Consider the following 18562-nt stretch of genomic DNA (forward strand, 5'->3'; position numbering starts at 1 on the left):
GGGATTTTTTATTGATGTGGGGAAGTATTATTACCCGTGTAAAACCTTCCGCAGTCACGAATGTATTTATAATATTGGTACTCTGTTTCAAAACTCAATAGTAGCTCATAGCTGGGCCGGTATTCTTTCATAAATGCTTCCAGCGCGGGCGATTGCAATCCTGTAATTTTCTTTACCAGCACGGCATTAAAGCGGTAGTCAATATATTTTTCGCGTTCATCCCTTTCCAGGAAACGCCGGAAGGCCTCCATCCGCTTAATTTTCCGGATGCTTAACAGGGCGTCCAGGTTAACGCCGGCTCCTACTCCATTGCCACCGCTGGTCAGGTAGTCCGGCGCATAGTCGAATACTTTGCGGTATTCATTACGTCGCTCCAGTGAGTCAAATTTATATCCCCGCATCTTTTCTGTTACCACCACGGTAGGCAGGGTCATTACGCTCACATGCAGGCTCATATCAAATGGGCGGTTGAACGGAATTTCCCTTACGGCAAATTTCATGGTCGGTTTTCCCTGGTAAGAAAAGCTGATCGAATCTGTTACCGGTACAATAATACTATAGTGCCCCAAAGAATCGGTGATGGCGCCTGCGCCGGAGTTACTCATTACGCTCACGCCTGCCATCCGTACCAGTTGTGTACGGTCGTAAACGGTGCCGCTCACCCGTACCTGCGCCCCGGATGCGATGCCTGCCAACATCAATACCGCTAATAATGCTACTTTTTGTAAGTGTGTAGAAATGCCCATTTCAGCCCCAATCTAAGACAGGCGGCAAACATATACAAGAATATCACAAATATTAACAATTCATTGAGGCGCCGGGCGCCGCTGAAAACTTTTCTTAATTTCACACGAATATTTACTGCTAAGGCTATGCAAGCGCCATTATACGATCCATCGCTGAACGATTTTTTTGACGTGATCAAATCTTTCATCACCCTTTCTGCCGACAGCAAGTTGGCGATGGCAGCTATTCTTGACAGGAAGGAGCTACCCAAAGGTTATCAATTGGTGAGTGCGGGGACGGTGTGCCGGCACGTGTATTTTATTGAGAAGGGCCTTACCAGGACGTTTTATAGCAAAGACGGGAAAGATGTGACCGACTGGATCAGTGTAGAAAAAACCTTCGCCACCTCTATTGTGAGCTTTATTACCGGCCTGCCGGATATCCGCAGCATTGAACTGTTGGAGCCGTCTGTGTTATGGGCCATTGGCCACGACGATTTGCAACAACTCTACGATACCAACCATGAGATAGAACGTTTTGGGCGCTTGCTGGTGAGTTATGGCCTGGTACAAATGCAGCAACGCTTCGATGACCTGCATTTTGCTACAGCCCGGGAGCGTTACCAAAAGCTGCTGGAGCAATATCCAACCATTATTCAGCGAGTACCCCTGGGCATGGTAGCTTCCTACCTGGGCATTACCCCCGAAACGCTGAGCCGTATCCGCGCCGGCTATAGTAATTGATAAATGTCAAAGGAAAAAAATTGGGGTATATCCATCTTTGTAGTACAAAACTACAAGATTATGAACACGCTATTATGGATTGCCCAGGGCCTGCTGGCCGCCGTTTTCATGTATTCCGGCATCATGAAATCTTCCCAGAGAAGAGAAAAACTGATGCAAGTCGGGCAAACTGGTGTAGCCAACTTATCTTATCCTATGATCCGGTTTATTGGCATCATTGAAATATTAGGCGCGGTGGGTATCCTGGTTCCCTGGGCCACTGGCATCTTACCGTGGCTGACTCCCTTTACAGCATTGGGTTTTGCCGTAATTATGATGATGGCAGCGCCTATTCATTACAAACGTGGTGAATACGGCTCCGTGGCCTGTAATATATTCCTGTTGCTGACAGCCCTGACCGTAATGGTCTTACGGTATGCCTGACAGAACTTATCCCTACCGCTTCCTGGCTATTTTTTCCTGCAAGACGGCAATCTGGTTAAGGCTTTCTTCGAGTCGCCCGTAACAGGCGCTGCCATCAATAGCCAGGTCTCTTTTGCTGATATCATTACCGGCTAAAAAAGCATCCAGGTTAGATAAGTAGCGGACCTGCTGCCCGTATAAAATGTCGTAAATCTGGTCATTGAGCTTGTCGCCCTCAATCTTCAGTGGATCGCTGACATAATCGGTAACGTTGCGCATTTGTTCCATCACGAGGTTCATGCTGGATTTGAGGGCTTCCAGGTGCGCCTCGTCTTTTTTACCGGGGGTGATATTGTTACGGAATAAGCTGTCGGACAGCGTTTTCCGCAACTTCATGTAAATCTTCAGTTCCCGCTTCAGATCTTCGAGATGCTGGTTTAGATCGGTAGCCTTCTCGCGGGAAAAATATTTATCGATATCATTATTCAGATGCCGGGTCCACGTCACCAGGTCGAAGGTAATATCTGTTACGGTGGCTTTGGGTGATTGTGCCCCTGCCTGTATAGAAAATACCAGCAAAAAGAGCAGGACTGTTCCGGGGAATACTTTGCTAAACATCATATGGTACTGATTAAGCGATTGCACAGCGGCACATTGAAAGTAAACAATTTACGAGAGTACGGCAAAATATTATATCCCTAACGCCAACGACTATATCCTGTTTTATCACCTGCAGCCGGCAGGTGTTGCTATATGCCAATTATGTCGTAAATTATTGGCAATAAACCCGCTTCATCGTATGAAAATAGCCACCTATAACGTAAACGGTGTTAATGGACATCTCCAGGTATTGCTTCGCTGGCTGCAAGAAACCACTCCCGATGTGGTGTGTTTACAGGAACTCAAGGCTCCACAGGAAAAATTTCCTGAGCAGGCTATCCTGGAAGCCGGTTACCAGGCGATCTGGCATGGCCAGAAAAGCTGGAATGGGGTGGCTGTCCTATCCCGCAACTTACCCATGAAGGAAATAAGGCGTACGCTCCCGGGCGACCCAGATGACGTACACAGCCGGTATATAGAAGTCGATATCAATGGCCTGCTCATTGGCGGCCTGTACTTGCCGAATGGCAATCCCGCCCCCGGCCTTAAATTCGATTATAAGCTCAGCTGGTTTAAGCGGTTGACCGACCACGCCAAAACCTTGCTGGACCAGGGCGTACCGGTGGTGCTCACTGGCGATTTCAATGCAATACCCACCGAAAAAGATGTATATAAACCCGAGCGCTGGGTAGACGACGCCCTGTTCCGGCCGGAAACCCGGGCAGCCTTTAAAAACCTGGTAGACCAGGGCTGGACAGACGCCATCCGCAAACTATATCCTGAAGAAACCATTTATACTTTCTGGGATTATTTCCGCAATGCCTATGGCCGTAATGCCGGTTTGCGCATCGACCATTTCCTACTTAGTCCGCAGGTGAACAAGCGCCTCCAGGCAGCCGGGGTAGACCGCGACGTACGTGGCTGGGACAAAACCAGCGACCATGCACCGGTATGGATACAGCTGGCCGACAAATAGGACCACTCCGCCATTGAACAATTCCTGTTATTCTCCGTTTAGTACTGTTCCCTACATGCTTCCAACACAGGGAGCCCGGCCAGGCTTTCCCTGTTAGCCGGCATGGGGCCTTATTTCATCACTCAAAACATATTACTTATGTCTATCGTAAAAGTCATTGAAGTCATTTCATCGTCCGACAAAAGCATTGAAGACGCTTTACAAAATGCAGTAACGGAGGTGTCTAAAACCATTCATAATATCGACTCTGTATTTGTAAAAGATATCAAGGCCCATGTAAAAGATGGGAAGATTACCACCTATGGGCTTATCTGTAAAGTATCGTTCCGGGTGGATAGTTAACGACAACAGAAAGCTATTGAAGCTGGCTACTTCAATAGCTTTCTATATTATTTCACAAAGATGGTTACACACGTGCAGCAATAAAAACGAGGCAATAACGAGCCCGGTTAAACGATGTAATTTTTTTAGGGACATAGGCATCACGTGAAATTAGATGAAGATACCCTTTTATCAACACAGTTATAGCACCGTTCGTGTATTTTCAGGGTATGGATTGTTAACCATCTCCTTAGTTTTTATCCGTACAACACCTATCTTTCCGGATATTTCAGGCATGGCTAAAAAACTACCACTATCCTTTTACCGGCAGGACGATGTGACCAGCATTGCCAGGCAACTACTGGGTAAAGTACTGGTTACGTCTATAGACAATGTACGCACAGCGGGCGTTATCGTGGAAACCGAGGCCTATGCCGGCATTCGTGACCGGGCCTCCCATGCCTGGAATAATCGCCGTACCCAACGTACCGAAGTGATGTATCAACCCGGGGGACTGGCATACGTATATCTCTGCTATGGCCTGCACTATCTATTCAACGTAGTTACCAATGTAAAAGAGGTGCCCGAGGCGATATTAGTAAGGGCGTTGGAGCCACTGGACGGCATCGCTGCCATGCAGCATCGTTATCCGCATAAAAACACGGTGAAGATGACAGCCGGTCCGGGCAGCCTGTGTAAAGCCCTGGGCATCGATGCTGCACTCAACGGCGAGCAGCTAACCGGTAATCGTATCTGGATAGAAAATGCCCCTGCTATTGCCGACGCACAGATCCTGGCCGGCACCCGCGTGGGCGTACAGTATGCCGGCGCAGATGCACTGCTGCCCTATCGCTTCTCCATAAAAGATAATAAATGGGTAAGTAAAGGAAAAGGATTGTAATTGATCATGATCTTCCATTAAAAATGTTTCTCTACATTTGGATCCCAATATTTCTTTCACCATGCGTTTTACTCTATTATTACTGGCCCTACTCTGCTACGGCGTATCTACACCTGCCCAATCGCTTTATATTAAAACATTCGGGAAGCCCGACAGTACTCCCCTCATTTTCATTCACGGCGGCCCTGCCGGCAGTGCGGTACATTTTGAAGCCACCACTGCGCAAAAGCTGGCAGACAAAGGGTTCTACGTCATTGTATACGACCGTCGGGGAGAATGCAGATCAGTGGATGCCAACGCAGCGCTGACCTATGAAGAAGCATTTACTGATCTGAACAACATTTACCGGCAATATAAGCTGACAAAAGCCAACCTGGTGGGGTTCAGCTTTGGGGGACTGGTAACGACGCTGTTTGCCGAGAAATATCCTGAAAAAGTGCAGGCAATTGTATTGTGCAGCGCCTTGTTTGCACAGCAGGCCACTTACAACCATATCCTGGATACTGTGACGCGCATTTACCAGCAAAAACCAGATACCGCTAAACTGAGGGAAGTAGCCCTGATAAAACAATTAGATAAAAAGTCGGCACGCTACCGGAGCGAATGTTTCAGGTTAGCCAGTGAAAACGGTTTTTTCCGGGTAGCCCATCCGGATATCGAGGCACTGGAAATTTCCCGGGCTTATGACAGCAGCGCTTTAAAACAAACAGATGTCCGCAATAAAAATGCGCCCGAGCGCTTCTATAAAAACGAAACACGCGTGAATATTGATGTACAGCCCGTGCTAGCGGAATTGATCTGGGAAAAACATATCCCGGTTTATGGCATATACGGTAAGGTGGATGGTATATTTTCAACTGGCATGCTCCATCACCTGGAAGCGTTACTGGGAACAAAAAATTTCAGGTACGTGGATAACAGCTCGCATTACCTGTATGCCGATCAACAAACGGTATTCCTGGATAACGTAACACGTTGGCTAAAGTAAGTATCGTATTTAAAAAAATCCCTCCTCCGCCTTTAGCGGAGGAGGGATTTTTCTTATCACTCATATCTTTATTGGATCATTGGCTTATAACGTTCCCTGTTGTCATAGATCACCCAAAGGTTGATCAGCAACATGGGTAAGGCAATCGTTAACCCGGAGGGTATGTAAGTAAGATTGGTTAACACCACTCCTACCATTACCGGCAGGATGATGATAGCACCCAGTGCCCTTGTTTTAGGGATGATAAAAAGTAAACCTCCCACTATTTCAATGGTGCCTACCAGTGGCATCAGCCAGGATATTTCCATGAAAGCGCCCATGGCCTTCATCATGGTAGGTGGCATGTCTTTGGGTGGTGGCATGTAGTTAAGGAATTTATTCAGCCCTGCGTTTATAAACATGAGACCAAACAGCAGGCTCAATACAAATAGAATTTTGTTTTTCATAGTGGTAGTTTTGGACAAAGATATCTAATCCCTTAATACAATATTCAGTGTGCTTTTGCCGTCCCAATTTTTTTCCGTGACAACTTTTCCTTTATTCGTCACCGTTACCTTTAATTGTTTGCCGGCGCGCTTTACCACGATATCCATATCGGCCTCAAACGCCCGGATATGGCGCAATGCCATGTTATTCCAGGCAGCAGGTAACCGTGGGCACATATCAAAACTCCGGAGTCCTGTTGGCACGATACCAAAAAGTCCTTCCGTGATCACCCGGCAGTACAACGCACTTTCGGCGGAGAGGTGGCGCTGATCGCCTTCCGGCCAGGCTTCTACCGGGTAAGGTACATGCTCACCAAGCAAACGCTGACGGGTATAGTAAGCCAGGTATTTCAGGGTAGTGTCGGTAGCGCCGGCGAAGAAGAGTCCCCGGAAAGCGTAGAGTGTAGACCGGTCCCAGAAGGTATGATCGCCGGCAGCGGTGAGGATACCGTTGTGCGTCCACAGGTAGGGCGACAGTAATGCCTTCATCGTGGCATCTTTCCGTTCATTGATCCCCATCACCAGTGGTAAGCAGATCCAGGATCGCAGCACCGTATTTTCTTCGTAGTAGCGATAGGTATCGAATCCCTGTACATTATGTCCGAAAAATTGTTCAATGGCTTTACTCAGCTGTTGTGCCCGTTGATGATACAGGGCAGCAGTATCCTTACTCCCCAAAGCAGTGGCCAGGCTCGCAGCGCTCTGGTAGGCGCCGTAAGCCAGCGCATTGGTAGAGAGATTGGCTTTCCCGGCCGGAAACCGTCCTTCGAGTTCGTCGGCATCGGAGGTAATAATGCCATCGGCTGTTTTATGTCGCTCCAGGTACTCCAGGCACCAGTTAATGAGCGGGTATAACTGCCTGGCCAATGCCGTATCGCCGGCTGCCAGTGCAAACCGGGAGGCGCCATAGGCAATCATGGCCTGGTCACCGCGATCGCCGGCGCCGTTCCAGTACCCATCTCCTTCCGCAATAATGGAACTCGGTATGGGTTTATATGCGTCGTTCATGTATCCGGCAAAGAGGCGAAAACTATTCACGGCTGATTCATTGCCATTCAAATTACCCAGGAAGGGAAAGAAAGGGTTGGCATATTCTGCCTGGTCGTTGGCCCAGATAGCCGCATAATAGGCGCCTCCGCCGGGGCCATGCATCAGTCCTCCCCGGGTATCGTAAATGCTTTCGGCAGCCCGTATTTTAGCGAAAGCAAATCCACGGTTAAGCGTATCGTTGGGTGTTTCCAGCACCAGCGATTGTGTGAGTTGATGAATAAAAGCGGTGCGCTTTGCCAATTCATATTCCGGGGAGATGTAGCGGGGCAATTCATTCGCCTTACGGGCGGTATAGATCACCGCGAAGCTATGCTTCTCCCCCGGCGCCAGTATAAAGCTTCCGTGGCCGCTTGCGCGGGATTCGATGATATACTCACCATAAACGCCCTTGTCAGCCGCCGTATGGCGGGTGGTCTGCAAACTGTCGATCTCAATGCGGCAAGGGCGATTGTTATTGTTGGTCAGCTCCCGCAGCTGTATAAACCCGGCTTTATCAGTAGATGGAAATAGTATATCCGTTACTGTTACCCCTGTATTGGTACGGGAATGTACCTGCAATAACCCTTTCAGGTAGCAATCTGCCGGTATCATTTTCAACGGTACGCCGTCGGCCTTCACAGGTGGCAGCTCGCTGCCATCGAAATCTGTTTTCAGGCTGGCATGTGTATTATTGGGAATAGTGCGCAACATGGGGAATACCAGCTGCTTCTTCAGCAACAATTCCTGTTGTTCATTTTGTCCGTAGGTAATGATAGCGGAGAGCTGCAGTCCGCTCATTTCAAGATGGTCGGTATGTGCGGGCCCCGGCGCTGCCGTCCAGCGGATGCCACCGTCTGACACCAGCCCCCAGCGGGGCGTTTGCGCCAATGCAAATTGGATCGAGGCTAACCAGCAGCCTATCGCCAGGCATCGTTTCAATATATTCATATATTAACAGTTTTTCACCGTAAAAACCGACAACGGATAAAATATTCATGCTCCCTTCCCCGGGGTACCGGGCGGGAGTTGTCGGCAAAATGTGGTAGCATCCGGCAACGGGAATTCAACGTGGCAGATTACTTTTTTGTTCTTGTCCTATAACACCGTTCACAGCTAGTTATCCAGGTAGCGTGGGGGCGAAATTAGCAGATAGAAAAGTAAAAAACTTGCAGATATTATCTTCTTCTTCAAAGATATTGACTGTTAGCGGTCAAAATAAGCATCTCCTTTTTAAGGTTGTTTATGGGTCGAGTCTTTTTGCACCGATATCCGGTAATCGTTGGGCGTAATGCCTTTTACGCCCCTGGGCTTTTTGTGGGTGGGTAATACGTAGATAGAATCAAAAATCCGTTCCTGCGGCCGGTTATCCTTTACGGCAGGCGAATCTACCGGAATAGCGGGTACCGGCTGCAGATGGATGGAATCTACCGGCGGTTGTTGAGGCAACCGATCGATCACGGATATACTGTCTTTTTTCATCACCGGTGGAAGCGGCAGTACGGTGCTTTTTCCTGGCGGGGAGTACAGGGATGAACTGTCGGCCGGGGCTGCGGGTACTGGTGCAGTTTTTTCCGGTACAGCCGTTGGGGGCACTGTTTTATCTGCCGATGACTGGCTGTGTATATACCACCAGATGGCCCCGATGAGCAGGGCAACGCCGGCGATGATGAACCAGCCTTTTGTGTTTATTTTAAATGGTTGAACAGGTTTAAATGGTTGAACAGGATTTTCCTTAGGCGTATCCACTACGGCATCCAATTGCATGTCAATGCTGGCCCAGATGCTGTCCGCCATATCTGGCACAGGCATCTCTTCCAGCTTTGCTGCTATTAATTTCTCGTATGGTGTGGTGTTATTCACTAATTTTTAATCGCTGTTATTTTCTGTTGAAGAATTTTCCTTGCCTCACTCAGGTGCCATTTGCTGGTCCCTTCACTAATGCCCAGCTGCCCGCCAATTTCTTTATGCGTGTAGCCGTCGATGGCGTATAGCACAAATACTGCGTGGGTGGCGGGCGGCAGCTGTCTCACCAATTCGAGGATAGCTGCCGCATCTGTTTTCTCAATAATATCATTATTCACCACCGGTTCTTCTACAGTGTCCAGTTCCAGGCTGGTAAACCGGCTCCGCTGCTTGATATGGTCCAGTGATTCATTGATAATGATCCTCTTCAGCCAGCCATGAAAATTCCCTTTGGTATCGTCGAATGTATGAATGCTCCGGAACATCTTTACGAATGCCTGCGCCAGGATATCTGCGGCCTCATGTGTGTCGGCAGCATAGCGCATAGCAATAGCCATCGCAAAGCCATAGAACTGCCGGTACAGCTGTTCCTGCGCTTTCCTGTTGCCACTGCGGCATTCGATGATGATATGATGTAACTCTTGTTCCAGGAACTATTGAATCGTTTAATACTGATACCTCACTTTTCCGGATCGGCTGTCATTACCACTTAGCGTCGTGAACTTTTCGTGCAAACAGGGCTGTTCCGATGGCACTGATATTTAATTTTTCTGCCGGCTCCAGCTCATTGTAAAACCAGATATTGCGGTCGATCATATCTACAATAGCCACTACGCCGTCGCTATTGCTCAGCTCATAGCCAGATAGTAGTTTAAAAGGCAGCTTGCCGGTTTTCCCGTTACTTAATTCGGTTTTCCGGATACTCAACGGGTTAATATAGATCGTATCCTTTCCATTGGTGGCCAGCCCGCTGTCCTCCTGCTTTGCGTAGGCGAATGGGTTTGGGTCATGTTCTGCTTCCCTGTCGTAAATATTCGTCACCATCAACTCCCAGTTTTTGTGACCTGGCACATTGCCGGTACCGATAATGGCGGAGAAAACGTACTGATAGTGCTGTAATTGTTCAAAACTACTAAAGTAACCGGTTTCTTTAATTAACTGGTACTCCAGTTTCTTGGTCACCTGCATCTCGTTAGCATATACTTCCAGGGTATTCTTCCCGTCTGTTATAGTGTAACGGAACTTGGCTTTCTCCTTCTCTACGGTTTCATTTTTCTGTATACCATATTTATTTAATATCAGGTTCTGTAGAAAAAAGGCACGACCGCCCCAGCCGGGGTAGCTTACATGCACCCCTCTTGTAATTTTCGATGTACTGATATTGGCGAACGACATCTTATTACCCCTTGCGCCATCAACGTGTTGCATGGTAGCCTGCTGTTTAAAAGCATCGGGGATGGCTAATTTCATAGAAGTGCCACATCCCATCAGGCAGGCGATTCCCATCATTAATACTGCATTTCTCATTTTACTTTGAATATCATCGGTTATTTACGCTTTGTTTCCCGGAGATCGAATGTATTCATATTATTGATAATCATCAAATAACAGTCCTATATCCCCCTCTTTCATCACTAATACCTTTGTTTTTAGGCAAAGGTTGGGTAACTGGCAAAAAAAATATTTTTTATTTTTTCCCAACCATTTGGCTCCCGGAGGAGGTACTACTATCAAACAATAGTTTTTCACCTACTCAAACAATATGTATGAAGACAATTACAATGAAATGGACCTTAATGGTATTAGTAGCAGGCAGTTTACTTTTTTCCTGCAAGAAAGAAAAAAGCAGTGACCCCGCTCCCACCTGCAGCGTGACCATGGCAAATCTCTCCGGCAGCTATAAACTCACCTCCCTGCAGTATAAGTCGAGCGCTAGCGCCACACCAATAGAAGAAACGGACTTCATGGAGCCTTGTGAAAAAGATGATATCATTATCCTGAAAAGCGATGGCACCTATGATTTTAAAGACCAGGGTACGGTTTGCACCCCTTCCGGCGATGAACATGGTACCTGGACTTTAAAAGGAAATACGTTAACGAGTAATGGGAAATTAAATGGTACCGTAACGAGCTTCGATTGTAAAACGATGGTGTATGTGACGGAAAATGTTTTGGTACAGGGGGATAAGTATACTTTTACGATGGTAAAACAGTAGATATAAAAGGCCTTGCTGCGCCAGCAGCAAGGCCTTTTATATCTTTTATTTTATCTCGTTGATAGCTATCTGCAGCACATTAACCTCGGTTAAACTGCCCCACTTACCCGCCTGTAAAAATTCTGTTCCTGCGCTTATAAACGCTTTCCGATCCTGCCAACGGCCCAGATTAAGCCGGTTAAGCATCATATAATTGAATTTTGCGAGCGGTTCCGATTCATCGGACGTAAACATCCCAAAGCTTATAACGTGTTCCCTACGTTCAATAACCTGCCCATCTATCCAACATTTCCGGTTTTCCGGCTTTAATGCTTCCCCACACTTGTTTCTATGCAACAGTGCCAGGGCGCCATGAGGATGACTATGAAGACAGTCGACATGCACACCGCTGTCGCTGAACATAAACAGTATATCTTTCGCATTACCGGTAAATGGGAGAAAACCCATGTAGGGCTTTCCTTTATCTAAGACCTGGCTGCATATAGGGCAGGTACTCTTACCTTCAAAGATGATGGCCATTGTGATATCTTTTTCTTCTTAAATATCCTGAGAATAAGCTCACCCACCAAATCATGTATCTGCCATCGCGGCTTTTATTATTAGCCTAGATAAAAAAAGCAGCCCACCTGGGGCTGCTTCCATATTGAAATAAAAACGACTTAGTACAAAGTAAACTCTACACGTCTGTTTTGCTGACGGCCAGCCGCTGTTTTGTTAGAAGCAATCGGCTGCGTAGATCCGTAACCGGTAGCTTCGATCCTTGAAGCGTTAGCGCCTTTAGATACCAGGTAGGCTTTGATAGCCTCGGCACGTTCTTTAGACAAACGCATGTTGGTAGTAGCAGAACCGGTGTTATCGGTATGACCTGCCAGTTTCAGGCTGAAGTTTTTCTCTACCAGTAAGCTGGCTACCTTATCCAGGCTGGCAAAGGAAGTAGGTCTGATCGTTGCTTTACCCAGGTCGAATTCCAGGTTATCGATCGCATCTTTCACTACTTTCTTATCTGCTTCTGTTACGATGATTTTCTCCTTTATCACCTGTACAGGAGTGGGCAGCGGACAACCGGCGCCATCTACCTTAGTACCGGCAGGCGTATTCGGGCATTTATCCAGGAAATCAGGTACCCCATCGCCATCGGAATCTGTTTTCATATCGGCAATTTCCTGCTTCAATCCTGCGATGGCAGCTTTATTCTGGGCATCGCTTGCTTCCAGTGAGTTTTTCAGGGCCGCATTTTTATCCCATAAATCCATAGCTACCTGCGCAGCCGGATTTACTACGGCCAATTGTGGCTTCTTCTTGCTGCCAAGCGCAAATTCCACCCCTAAACGTGCAGTAGAAAATTTATCTTTATTACCGCTGTTTACGCCATCAAATACCTTACTGTTTACAAAATTCACATTGTAACCCAGGTCGATATTTACGCCACGCGCCACATTAAATTTAGCGCCGACGCCCACCGGGATATATAATTCACGATGTGTTTTGCTGCCATCGGAATTTAATACCGCAGTATGTGTACCATCAGTAGCAATAGCCGTTGGTTTAAAAGCGATAGCACCCGCACCGGCTGATACATATGGTATGATGTAACTCTGTTTATTAATCCAGTTGATGCTACCCAGGCTAAACACTCCACTCACGGAAGCAGCCCAGTCGATATCGGTTGTAAATTCGTTGATACCTCCTGTAGCTACAGGTGTACCGGCTATATTGGTTAATGCCTGGGATGCTTTGGTGGTACCTTTCACCTGCCCTCTCAGGAAGTCGGCCTGCAGGCCGAAGTTGTGAAAGATCTGCTTTTTAACATAAGCGCCGTACACCAAACCAGTATTCTTTAAGTCAAAGTTGTTGAAGTAATAAGGACCACCAAACGGGCCGAATGCTCCGGAGCCACCGCCCCATGCACCTACAGACCAGGTGCGGTAATCTCTTACACCATTAAACGGGGTTACACGGTCAACTTTATGGGTGCTATCCTGTGCAAATGCTGTTCCTGTCAATGCTAAAGCTGAAGAAGCCATCAAAAGCGACTTCCTGAATTTTGTAAACGTCGTCATAATAAAATGAATCGGGTTAAATAATAAATCAATTTCACACTACGGCATATAATAGTGGGTTCAACATAACATCGGGTACCTGAGTTAGAACAGGGGGCACTTTGCAAAGGCTGTGCCAACGTGTTATACAAATGCATTAAAACGGCTATATTTCATACATCGGAAACCCTTTGAAGTCCTTTACAGCATTAAGATACAAGCGGGATCATTTTTTTATTTCATATAGCCGTTTTATTTAAGTGTAATGGTTACCCTTTGATGATTCATAAGTCATTATATCGGATAAAACAAACAAAAAAACTCATGCAATACATGAGTTTTTTTGTTCTATTAAGAGAAAAAATCAATTATTACATTTAATAAAAATGGTCACCACGATACCCCATAAAAAAACAGGGACGCCTCCTGTGCGTCCCTGTTTTTACTGTTACTGTAATGGTCAAATCACACTAACGACTCTTTATTGCATAGGATCGAAATCGCCTCCCCAGTTGTTATTTTGTTTAAACAGCGGGTTACGGTCTAATATAGTTTTAGGAATACCGTAAATATAGTATTGATCTTTGATGGCAATATCTACCGCATCGGTGGCGATCACGGTGGAAGTAAACCTGTTCCATACGGTATTGATATCCGACAGCGGCGTAACATCCGGTTGGCCAGCCTTCAGCAGCACTGCAATACCATGGCGCTGCGGAAGTGCCCTCAGGTAATCAAACATCTTCCAGCGGCGTAAATCGTTCATGCGTTTATTTTCAAAGCAGAACTCCACGAAACGTTCTTTCTGTATCAATTTGCGGATATCTGGCTGGGTGGCAGCTGTAATGCCATAATTGCCCAGCGTACCAGGTAAAACGCCTGCACGGGACCTGATTTGCTTCAATACATCCAATGCCACTGCTGTGTTGCCCACTTCATTGGCGCATTCGCCATAGTTCATCAACACTTCTGCATAACGGATTTCAATCCAGTCAACCGCTGCATTGTATACAGTACCTTTATCAAGGGTTTTATCAATGGCCTTGATACGGTAAAAGCTGGAATTAGACCATAATGGATCCTGGGTAACGGAGTTGTGTACCCCTTCCAGGCCGGTGGCGCCACTGTAAGCCGTAATGCTGGTAAAATATGTCCACAGGTAGGTCTTATCATCGCGCATCCCTTTTAAATATTGATTAGGTGCACCATTATAGTAGATATTGGCATAAAAACGGTCATCCCTGTTGGCAAACAAGGTGTCGTAGCTTCTTGTCTGCGCTTCCCAGGCGGAGCCGTCTTTCATCGGGAAAGCATTGACTAATTCCAATGACGGCCGGTCATATCCTACGTCATCCTTAGACCAGTTTAACGGCATCAGACCACCCTGAAAATAAGTCGCCTGCGGATAGTTGAAACGGTGTACCATGACCACCTCTTTATTCAACTCATCATCCCAGATTTTGCTGTAAGGGGTGTACAATCCTTTTCCGCGTGCATCCAGGAACTCTTTAGCGGCTTTATTGGCGTCGAACGCCTTCTGCCAGGAAGCAATTCCACCTAAACCGTTAAATAAGGGGCTGGCATAAAACAACAGCACTCTTCCTTTAAAAGCCATGGCCACTCCTTTATCCACCCGGCCCATATCATCGCCGGTAAAAGCATCGGGCAACAATGCAATCGCATCATCGAGATCCTTTAAAATCTGTGTCACACACTCGGAAGTTTTGCTCCGCGGGCGCTGCAGCGCAGTCAGATCGGAGGTAGGCGGCTGCGCTTCCAGGATCAGCGGTACCCCACCATAGTTGCTTACCAGGTCATGGTAGGCCCAGGCTCTCCAGAACAGCGCCTGCCCTTTAATTTTATCTTTATCTGCCTGGCTGAAAGCCGCTTTATCGATATTACCCAGCAAAATATTGATGGTTCTTATCGGCGTGTAATCCGAAAAGTAATTTCTGGAATCGAAGGTAGCTGTGCCCCTAAACCAATCGTTGGTTTGCTTTTGATAAGGTACGCCCTCATCTGTTCCGTTGCCGCCGCCAGAGGTGTTACCCGGCATCAGGTTAGCGTAGATCTGGTTTAAATAAGCAGTGGCCATATTTACATCTGACCATACCTGGTCAGGACCAACCGCAGAAAGGTTGGTTTTATCAAGCACCTTGCTGCAGCCGGTTAATAAAAACGGCGTCAGGACGGTGAGTATAGCAGTATTTATTTTGTTCTTCATTTTTTCTAAGCTTTTAATGTAAACACACATTTCTACAACCGGATGTCAATTCCTGCGGTAAAGGTCTTCGTAGTCGGATAGCTCATAAACTGGGCTATTTCAGGATCATACAACTTAAATTTGGTGATGTTAAACAGGTTAGATCCCGCCAAAAATATCCTGACATCTTTCATCTTCACTTTACTTAAGATAGCATTAGGCAGGCTATAATTGATGTTCAGGTATTTCATGCGTAAAAACCCGCCGTTGTATACGTTGAAATTGGATGTCCAGGTATACCCATATGAATGAGGATCACCCCATGGATATATTTTAGGCGTAGTACCATTTGGATTATCCGTGGTCCAGGAATCAGCGTGGTATGCAGGCACTTTTCCGCCGCCGCCAAAATTCCGGCCCCAGGCATCATTATAAGAGATCTTATAGCCGGCGAGCCCGGAGAATAACGCTTCAATTGTAAAGCCTTTGTATGATAAGGAAACATTCAGTCCGTAGCTGATCGGCGCATGGTCTGCCCCGAAATAGTTACCTAACACTACCTGGTCGTAACTATCTACCTTATTATCAGGTTTGCCATTTGGACCGCTGATATCTGCAAACAACATATCTCCCAATGCCGGCGCTACACCATTGATCGTGTAACCTGCTGGTAAATTGTCGAGGTCTTTTTGTGTACGGAGGATACCCAATGCCTGGTAGCCGGTTCCATAATTCAGGGGTTTGCCGTTAGGGTTGGCATAATCCTGGGTATTGGCTGCTACATCTTTCCGGATTACTTTATTGGCGGCATAGGTAAACATACCTTTCACGTTGTAGCTAAAGTTGCGGCCAATATTGTTATTGTATCCCAACTCTATTTCAATACCATGAGAACTTACTTTACCGTAGTTTTCCGGAGGCAGGGTTGTTCCAAATTCGTTGGGGACAGCCAGTATCCTGGATCCTAAGATATCGTAAGACTGACGTTTCCAGTAATCAAAGCTGAACCTGATATTCTTATACAGGGTAGCGTCTACACCAAAGCCGGCAGAATTCGATTTTTCCCAGGTAAGGTTGCTATTGGGAAGACCACCATACCTCAAAAGTGGCGCAGGGGTGCCATTAGCGCCCAGGAAATAGGTACCACTCGAGATAATATATTGTTCCATCCATCTCCAACGGCTGTTAGGATCATCTTTGTCCAGGATGTCGTTACCAGTAGTAGCGTAGGATGCACGCAGCTTTAAGAAATCAACAGCACGACCTACTGCTGATGAGCTGAAAAAGTTTTCCCTTGAAATTACCCAACCACCGGACACAGATGGGAACCAGCCCCATCTTTTACCAGGTGCAAAGTTGGTAGAACCATCTCTACGCACAGAGGCGCTAAACAGGTATTTGGCATCGTAATCATAATTGATCCTTCCGATATAGGATAACCTTCCGATCTCTTTTTCACCACCACCGGTTACCCAATCCGCATTGTTGGCGCTGGTGTATAAAAACTGGTCAGAAGCTATCAGTGGGAAATTGTATCGTGTTACGCCAAAAGCATTATTAAACCCTTCAAATTGTTCATACACAAACAAAGCGCCTATCGTATGTTTTCCAAAAGTATTGTCGTAATTCACCTGTGTATTGAACTGGTAGTTGTTATCCCTGGTATATGCATTTCCCAGGTAAGGGGTTCCCGGATCTCCACTCATGGTGGTACCGGTCAGCGTATCGCTATATATCAGGCCATTAGGACCCGTTTTCTTAAAATTGTATAATAATTGCTTTTTAGCAAATGTCTTTATATAGTTATTGTCAAAGTTTTTGCTATAAGTCCCCTTTACACTCAACCCTTTTACAAATGGTATTTTGTATTCAGCCGTAACGAGCGCATCTATCTGCTGATTGTTGTTACGCCAGTATCCACCGTTTCTCATCATCTCTATTGGGTTTCCCAACCAACCTGGGTTATTAGGTTTACCATTGATGTAAGGGCTGGCGAAAACATCCCAATACAAGAGCTTACCCCAGAGGTTATTCAAGTCATCGGAGCCATAATCATATGTAAAGTTGAAACGGCTACGGGTACCATAGCTGGTGCTCAGGTTCAAACCGAGTGTAAGGTTTTTCACCAGGTTAGCCTCCAGATTACCGCGCAGGTTATATTTCTTGTAGTTTACCTGCGGTAGGAACCCATTTTCGCTTACATAGGATCCACCTATGTATCCCCTGATTTTTTCGTTGCCACCGGAAGCGCTTAACGCATAGTGCTGGCTGTTAGGATTGGTATATGCCGCTTTGTAATAGTTATCGCCATTGGGGTTATTTTTCAGCACCCAGGCAATTTCCTCGTCACTCAGGCCGCCGTTCACTGATTTCGACAAATTTAAACCGTCTTTTACCGGCATATATTTAGGTAATGCACCTACCCGTTGTGTATTGTACGTGGCATTAAAATTTATAACGGCTGCCCCGCTTTTGCCGGTTTTAGTTGTCACCAGGATAGCGCCGTTGGAGGAACGGGAACCGTAGATCGCTGCGGAAGCCGCATCTTTCAACACGGTGATATCGGCCACCTCGTTCGGATCCAACGCATCGAAGCTGGTCTTATCGCGTACTATTCCGTCAATTACATACAGTGGTTCCACGGCGCTGTTACTAAAAGAAGAAGCCGATCTTACTTTCACGGTTGAACCAATGCCAGGTGTTCCGGTAGGTGAGCTGACAAAAACACCGGATAAACGACCTGCTAATGTGTTAGACAGGTTAGTAGCAGGAATCAGCGCAATGTCCTTTCCACTCATAGAGGAAACAGCAGACGTCATTTTAGCGCGCTTCTGCGTACCATACCCTACTACCACCACATCCGTTAATTCGGTAGTAGCTGTACTCAACCTGACAGTAAGCGGAGAAGTTCCGGCTACCGCATAAGTGGTGCGGAAGCCAGTCATCGTAACCCTGATCCGGGCGCCGCTGGAAGCAGTGATTTCAAATTTACCATCCTGCTTGGTAATTGTTCCGTTTTTTGCATTTCCGTCTTCGCTGACCGTTGCCCCTGGGAGTGGCATTCCCAGGGAATCGGTAACGATACCTTTGACGTTAATTTTGTTCTGTGCATACACCCGTGTAGCACACAGGAATACCAGGCATAGGAGTGCCATGGCTCCTAGAAGCGATTTAGTTTGGTTCATAAATA

General features: G+C 46.7%; 18 protein-coding genes. 7 read left to right on the top strand and 11 right to left on the bottom strand.

The features are described 5' to 3' along the window. Nucleotides 1-8: 8 nt before the first annotated feature. On the bottom strand, nucleotides 9-746 hold the full coding sequence (locus HGH91_RS06910; RefSeq protein WP_168737687.1) for a carboxypeptidase-like regulatory domain-containing protein: 738 nt from the start codon (nucleotides 744-746) through the stop codon (nucleotides 9-11). A 126-nt stretch (nucleotides 747-872) separates the two neighbouring features. Between HGH91_RS06910 and HGH91_RS06915 the strand changes: the two genes are divergently transcribed. Together HGH91_RS06915 and HGH91_RS06920 are read left to right on the top strand one after the other, a co-directional pair. Then, nucleotides 873-1469, top strand: a complete 597-nt coding sequence (locus HGH91_RS06915; RefSeq protein WP_168737688.1) for a Crp/Fnr family transcriptional regulator — start codon at nucleotides 873-875, stop codon at nucleotides 1467-1469. 60 nt (nucleotides 1470-1529) lie between these two features. Beyond that, on the top strand, nucleotides 1530-1892 hold the full coding sequence (locus tag HGH91_RS06920; RefSeq protein ID WP_168737689.1) for a DoxX family protein: 363 nt from the start codon (nucleotides 1530-1532) through the stop codon (nucleotides 1890-1892). Between the two features lie 12 nt (nucleotides 1893-1904). Here HGH91_RS06920 and HGH91_RS06925 read toward each other — a convergent pair whose 3' ends face one another. After that, nucleotides 1905-2492, bottom strand: a complete 588-nt coding sequence (locus tag HGH91_RS06925) for a hypothetical protein (protein ID WP_168737690.1) — start codon at nucleotides 2490-2492, stop codon at nucleotides 1905-1907. Between the two features lie 178 nt (nucleotides 2493-2670). On the opposite strand from HGH91_RS06925, the gene xth reads away from it, so the two are divergent. From xth to HGH91_RS06945, 4 genes are all read left to right on the top strand, one after another. Beyond that, nucleotides 2671-3447: an exodeoxyribonuclease III gene (gene xth / locus HGH91_RS06930; RefSeq protein ID WP_168737691.1), complete on the top strand. Its 777-nt coding sequence runs from the start codon at nucleotides 2671-2673 to the stop codon at nucleotides 3445-3447. A 138-nt stretch (nucleotides 3448-3585) separates the two neighbouring features. Next, entirely contained in the window at nucleotides 3586-3789 is a 204-nt protein-coding gene (locus HGH91_RS06935) for a dodecin family protein (protein ID WP_168737692.1), read from the top strand. 274 nt (nucleotides 3790-4063) lie between these two features. Beyond that, nucleotides 4064-4669: a DNA-3-methyladenine glycosylase gene (locus tag HGH91_RS06940; RefSeq protein WP_168737693.1), complete on the top strand. Its 606-nt coding sequence runs from the start codon at nucleotides 4064-4066 to the stop codon at nucleotides 4667-4669. A 61-nt stretch (nucleotides 4670-4730) separates the two neighbouring features. Beyond that, nucleotides 4731-5657, top strand: a complete 927-nt coding sequence (locus tag HGH91_RS06945) for an alpha/beta fold hydrolase (protein ID WP_168737694.1) — start codon at nucleotides 4731-4733, stop codon at nucleotides 5655-5657. Between the two features lie 68 nt (nucleotides 5658-5725). Here the strand turns inward: HGH91_RS06945 and HGH91_RS06950 are convergent, their stop codons facing one another. The 5 genes from HGH91_RS06950 to HGH91_RS06970 all read right to left on the bottom strand — a co-directional run bounded on the left by HGH91_RS06950 (nucleotide 5726) and on the right by HGH91_RS06970 (nucleotide 10441). Next, nucleotides 5726-6103, bottom strand: a complete 378-nt coding sequence (locus tag HGH91_RS06950; protein WP_168737695.1) for a DoxX family protein — start codon at nucleotides 6101-6103, stop codon at nucleotides 5726-5728. Between the two features lie 24 nt (nucleotides 6104-6127). After that, nucleotides 6128-8119 (bottom strand): hypothetical protein, encoded by a 1992-nt coding sequence (locus HGH91_RS06955; protein ID WP_168737696.1) that lies wholly within the window; start codon nucleotides 8117-8119, stop codon nucleotides 6128-6130. 282 nt (nucleotides 8120-8401) lie between these two features. Then, entirely contained in the window at nucleotides 8402-9031 is a 630-nt protein-coding gene (locus tag HGH91_RS06960) for a hypothetical protein (protein WP_168737697.1), read from the bottom strand. After that, on the bottom strand, nucleotides 9031-9564 hold the full coding sequence (locus tag HGH91_RS06965) for an RNA polymerase sigma factor (protein WP_168737879.1): 534 nt from the start codon (nucleotides 9562-9564) through the stop codon (nucleotides 9031-9033). Before HGH91_RS06965 ends, HGH91_RS06960 begins: the two co-directional genes overlap by 1 nt. Before the next feature lie 52 nt (nucleotides 9565-9616). Beyond that, complete coding sequence (locus HGH91_RS06970) at nucleotides 9617-10441, bottom strand: hypothetical protein (protein WP_168737698.1); 825 nt, start codon at nucleotides 10439-10441, stop codon at nucleotides 9617-9619. 239 nt (nucleotides 10442-10680) lie between these two features. Between HGH91_RS06970 and HGH91_RS06975 the strand changes: the two genes are divergently transcribed. Beyond that, nucleotides 10681-11130, top strand: a complete 450-nt coding sequence (locus HGH91_RS06975) for a lipocalin family protein (RefSeq protein ID WP_168737699.1) — start codon at nucleotides 10681-10683, stop codon at nucleotides 11128-11130. A 45-nt stretch (nucleotides 11131-11175) separates the two neighbouring features. On the opposite strand, the gene HGH91_RS06980 is transcribed toward HGH91_RS06975, so the two are convergent. The 4 genes from HGH91_RS06980 to HGH91_RS06995 all read right to left on the bottom strand — a co-directional run bounded on the left by HGH91_RS06980 (nucleotide 11176) and on the right by HGH91_RS06995 (nucleotide 18527). Further along, nucleotides 11176-11649: a hypothetical protein gene (locus HGH91_RS06980; protein WP_168737700.1), complete on the bottom strand. Its 474-nt coding sequence runs from the start codon at nucleotides 11647-11649 to the stop codon at nucleotides 11176-11178. Between the two features lie 140 nt (nucleotides 11650-11789). Further along, nucleotides 11790-13190, bottom strand: a complete 1401-nt coding sequence (locus HGH91_RS06985; protein ID WP_168737701.1) for an OmpA family protein — start codon at nucleotides 13188-13190, stop codon at nucleotides 11790-11792. A 460-nt stretch (nucleotides 13191-13650) separates the two neighbouring features. Then, the gene (locus HGH91_RS06990; RefSeq protein ID WP_168737702.1) at nucleotides 13651-15393 is read right to left on the bottom strand and encodes a RagB/SusD family nutrient uptake outer membrane protein; all 1743 of its coding nucleotides are present in this window, start codon (nucleotides 15391-15393) and stop codon (nucleotides 13651-13653) included. Nucleotides 15394-15425: 32 nt separating this feature from the next. Next, nucleotides 15426-18527 carry a SusC/RagA family TonB-linked outer membrane protein gene (locus HGH91_RS06995; RefSeq protein WP_168737703.1) on the bottom strand — a complete coding sequence of 1034 codons (3102 nt, stop codon included), beginning with the start codon at nucleotides 18525-18527 and terminating at the stop codon, nucleotides 15426-15428. Nucleotides 18528-18562: the final 35 nt, after the last annotated feature.

The organism is Chitinophaga eiseniae (assembly GCF_012641265.1).
Taxonomy (GTDB): domain Bacteria; phylum Bacteroidota; class Bacteroidia; order Chitinophagales; family Chitinophagaceae; genus Chitinophaga; species Chitinophaga eiseniae_A.

Bases quoted from the DNA above. Each gene is read 5' to 3' on its own strand.
- HGH91_RS06995 (WP_168737703.1), bottom strand. From the start codon at position 18,527: ATGGCACTCCTATGCCTGGTATTCCTGTGTGCTACACGGGTGTATGCA.
- HGH91_RS06975 (WP_168737699.1), top strand. From the start codon at position 10,681: ATGAAGACAATTACAATGAAATGGACCTTAATGGTATTAGTAGCAGGC.
- HGH91_RS06985 (WP_168737701.1), bottom strand. From the start codon at position 13,190: ATGACGACGTTTACAAAATTCAGGAAGTCGCTTTTGATGGCTTCTTCA.
- HGH91_RS06925 (WP_168737690.1), bottom strand. From the start codon at position 2,492: ATGATGTTTAGCAAAGTATTCCCCGGAACAGTCCTGCTCTTTTTGCTG.
- HGH91_RS06935 (WP_168737692.1), top strand. From the start codon at position 3,586: ATGTCTATCGTAAAAGTCATTGAAGTCATTTCATCGTCCGACAAAAGC.
- HGH91_RS06950 (WP_168737695.1), bottom strand. From the start codon at position 6,103: ATGAAAAACAAAATTCTATTTGTATTGAGCCTGCTGTTTGGTCTCATG.
- HGH91_RS06955 (WP_168737696.1), bottom strand. From the start codon at position 8,119: ATGAATATATTGAAACGATGCCTGGCGATAGGCTGCTGGTTAGCCTCG.
- HGH91_RS06970 (WP_168737698.1), bottom strand. From the start codon at position 10,441: ATGAGAAATGCAGTATTAATGATGGGAATCGCCTGCCTGATGGGATGT.
- xth (WP_168737691.1), top strand. From the start codon at position 2,671: ATGAAAATAGCCACCTATAACGTAAACGGTGTTAATGGACATCTCCAG.
- HGH91_RS06920 (WP_168737689.1), top strand. From the start codon at position 1,530: ATGAACACGCTATTATGGATTGCCCAGGGCCTGCTGGCCGCCGTTTTC.
- HGH91_RS06910 (WP_168737687.1), bottom strand. From the start codon at position 746: ATGGGCATTTCTACACACTTACAAAAAGTAGCATTATTAGCGGTATTG.
- HGH91_RS06915 (WP_168737688.1), top strand. From the start codon at position 873: ATGCAAGCGCCATTATACGATCCATCGCTGAACGATTTTTTTGACGTG.
- HGH91_RS06940 (WP_168737693.1), top strand. From the start codon at position 4,064: ATGGCTAAAAAACTACCACTATCCTTTTACCGGCAGGACGATGTGACC.
- HGH91_RS06980 (WP_168737700.1), bottom strand. From the start codon at position 11,649: ATGGCCATCATCTTTGAAGGTAAGAGTACCTGCCCTATATGCAGCCAG.
- HGH91_RS06945 (WP_168737694.1), top strand. From the start codon at position 4,731: ATGCGTTTTACTCTATTATTACTGGCCCTACTCTGCTACGGCGTATCT.
- HGH91_RS06990 (WP_168737702.1), bottom strand. From the start codon at position 15,393: ATGAAGAACAAAATAAATACTGCTATACTCACCGTCCTGACGCCGTTT.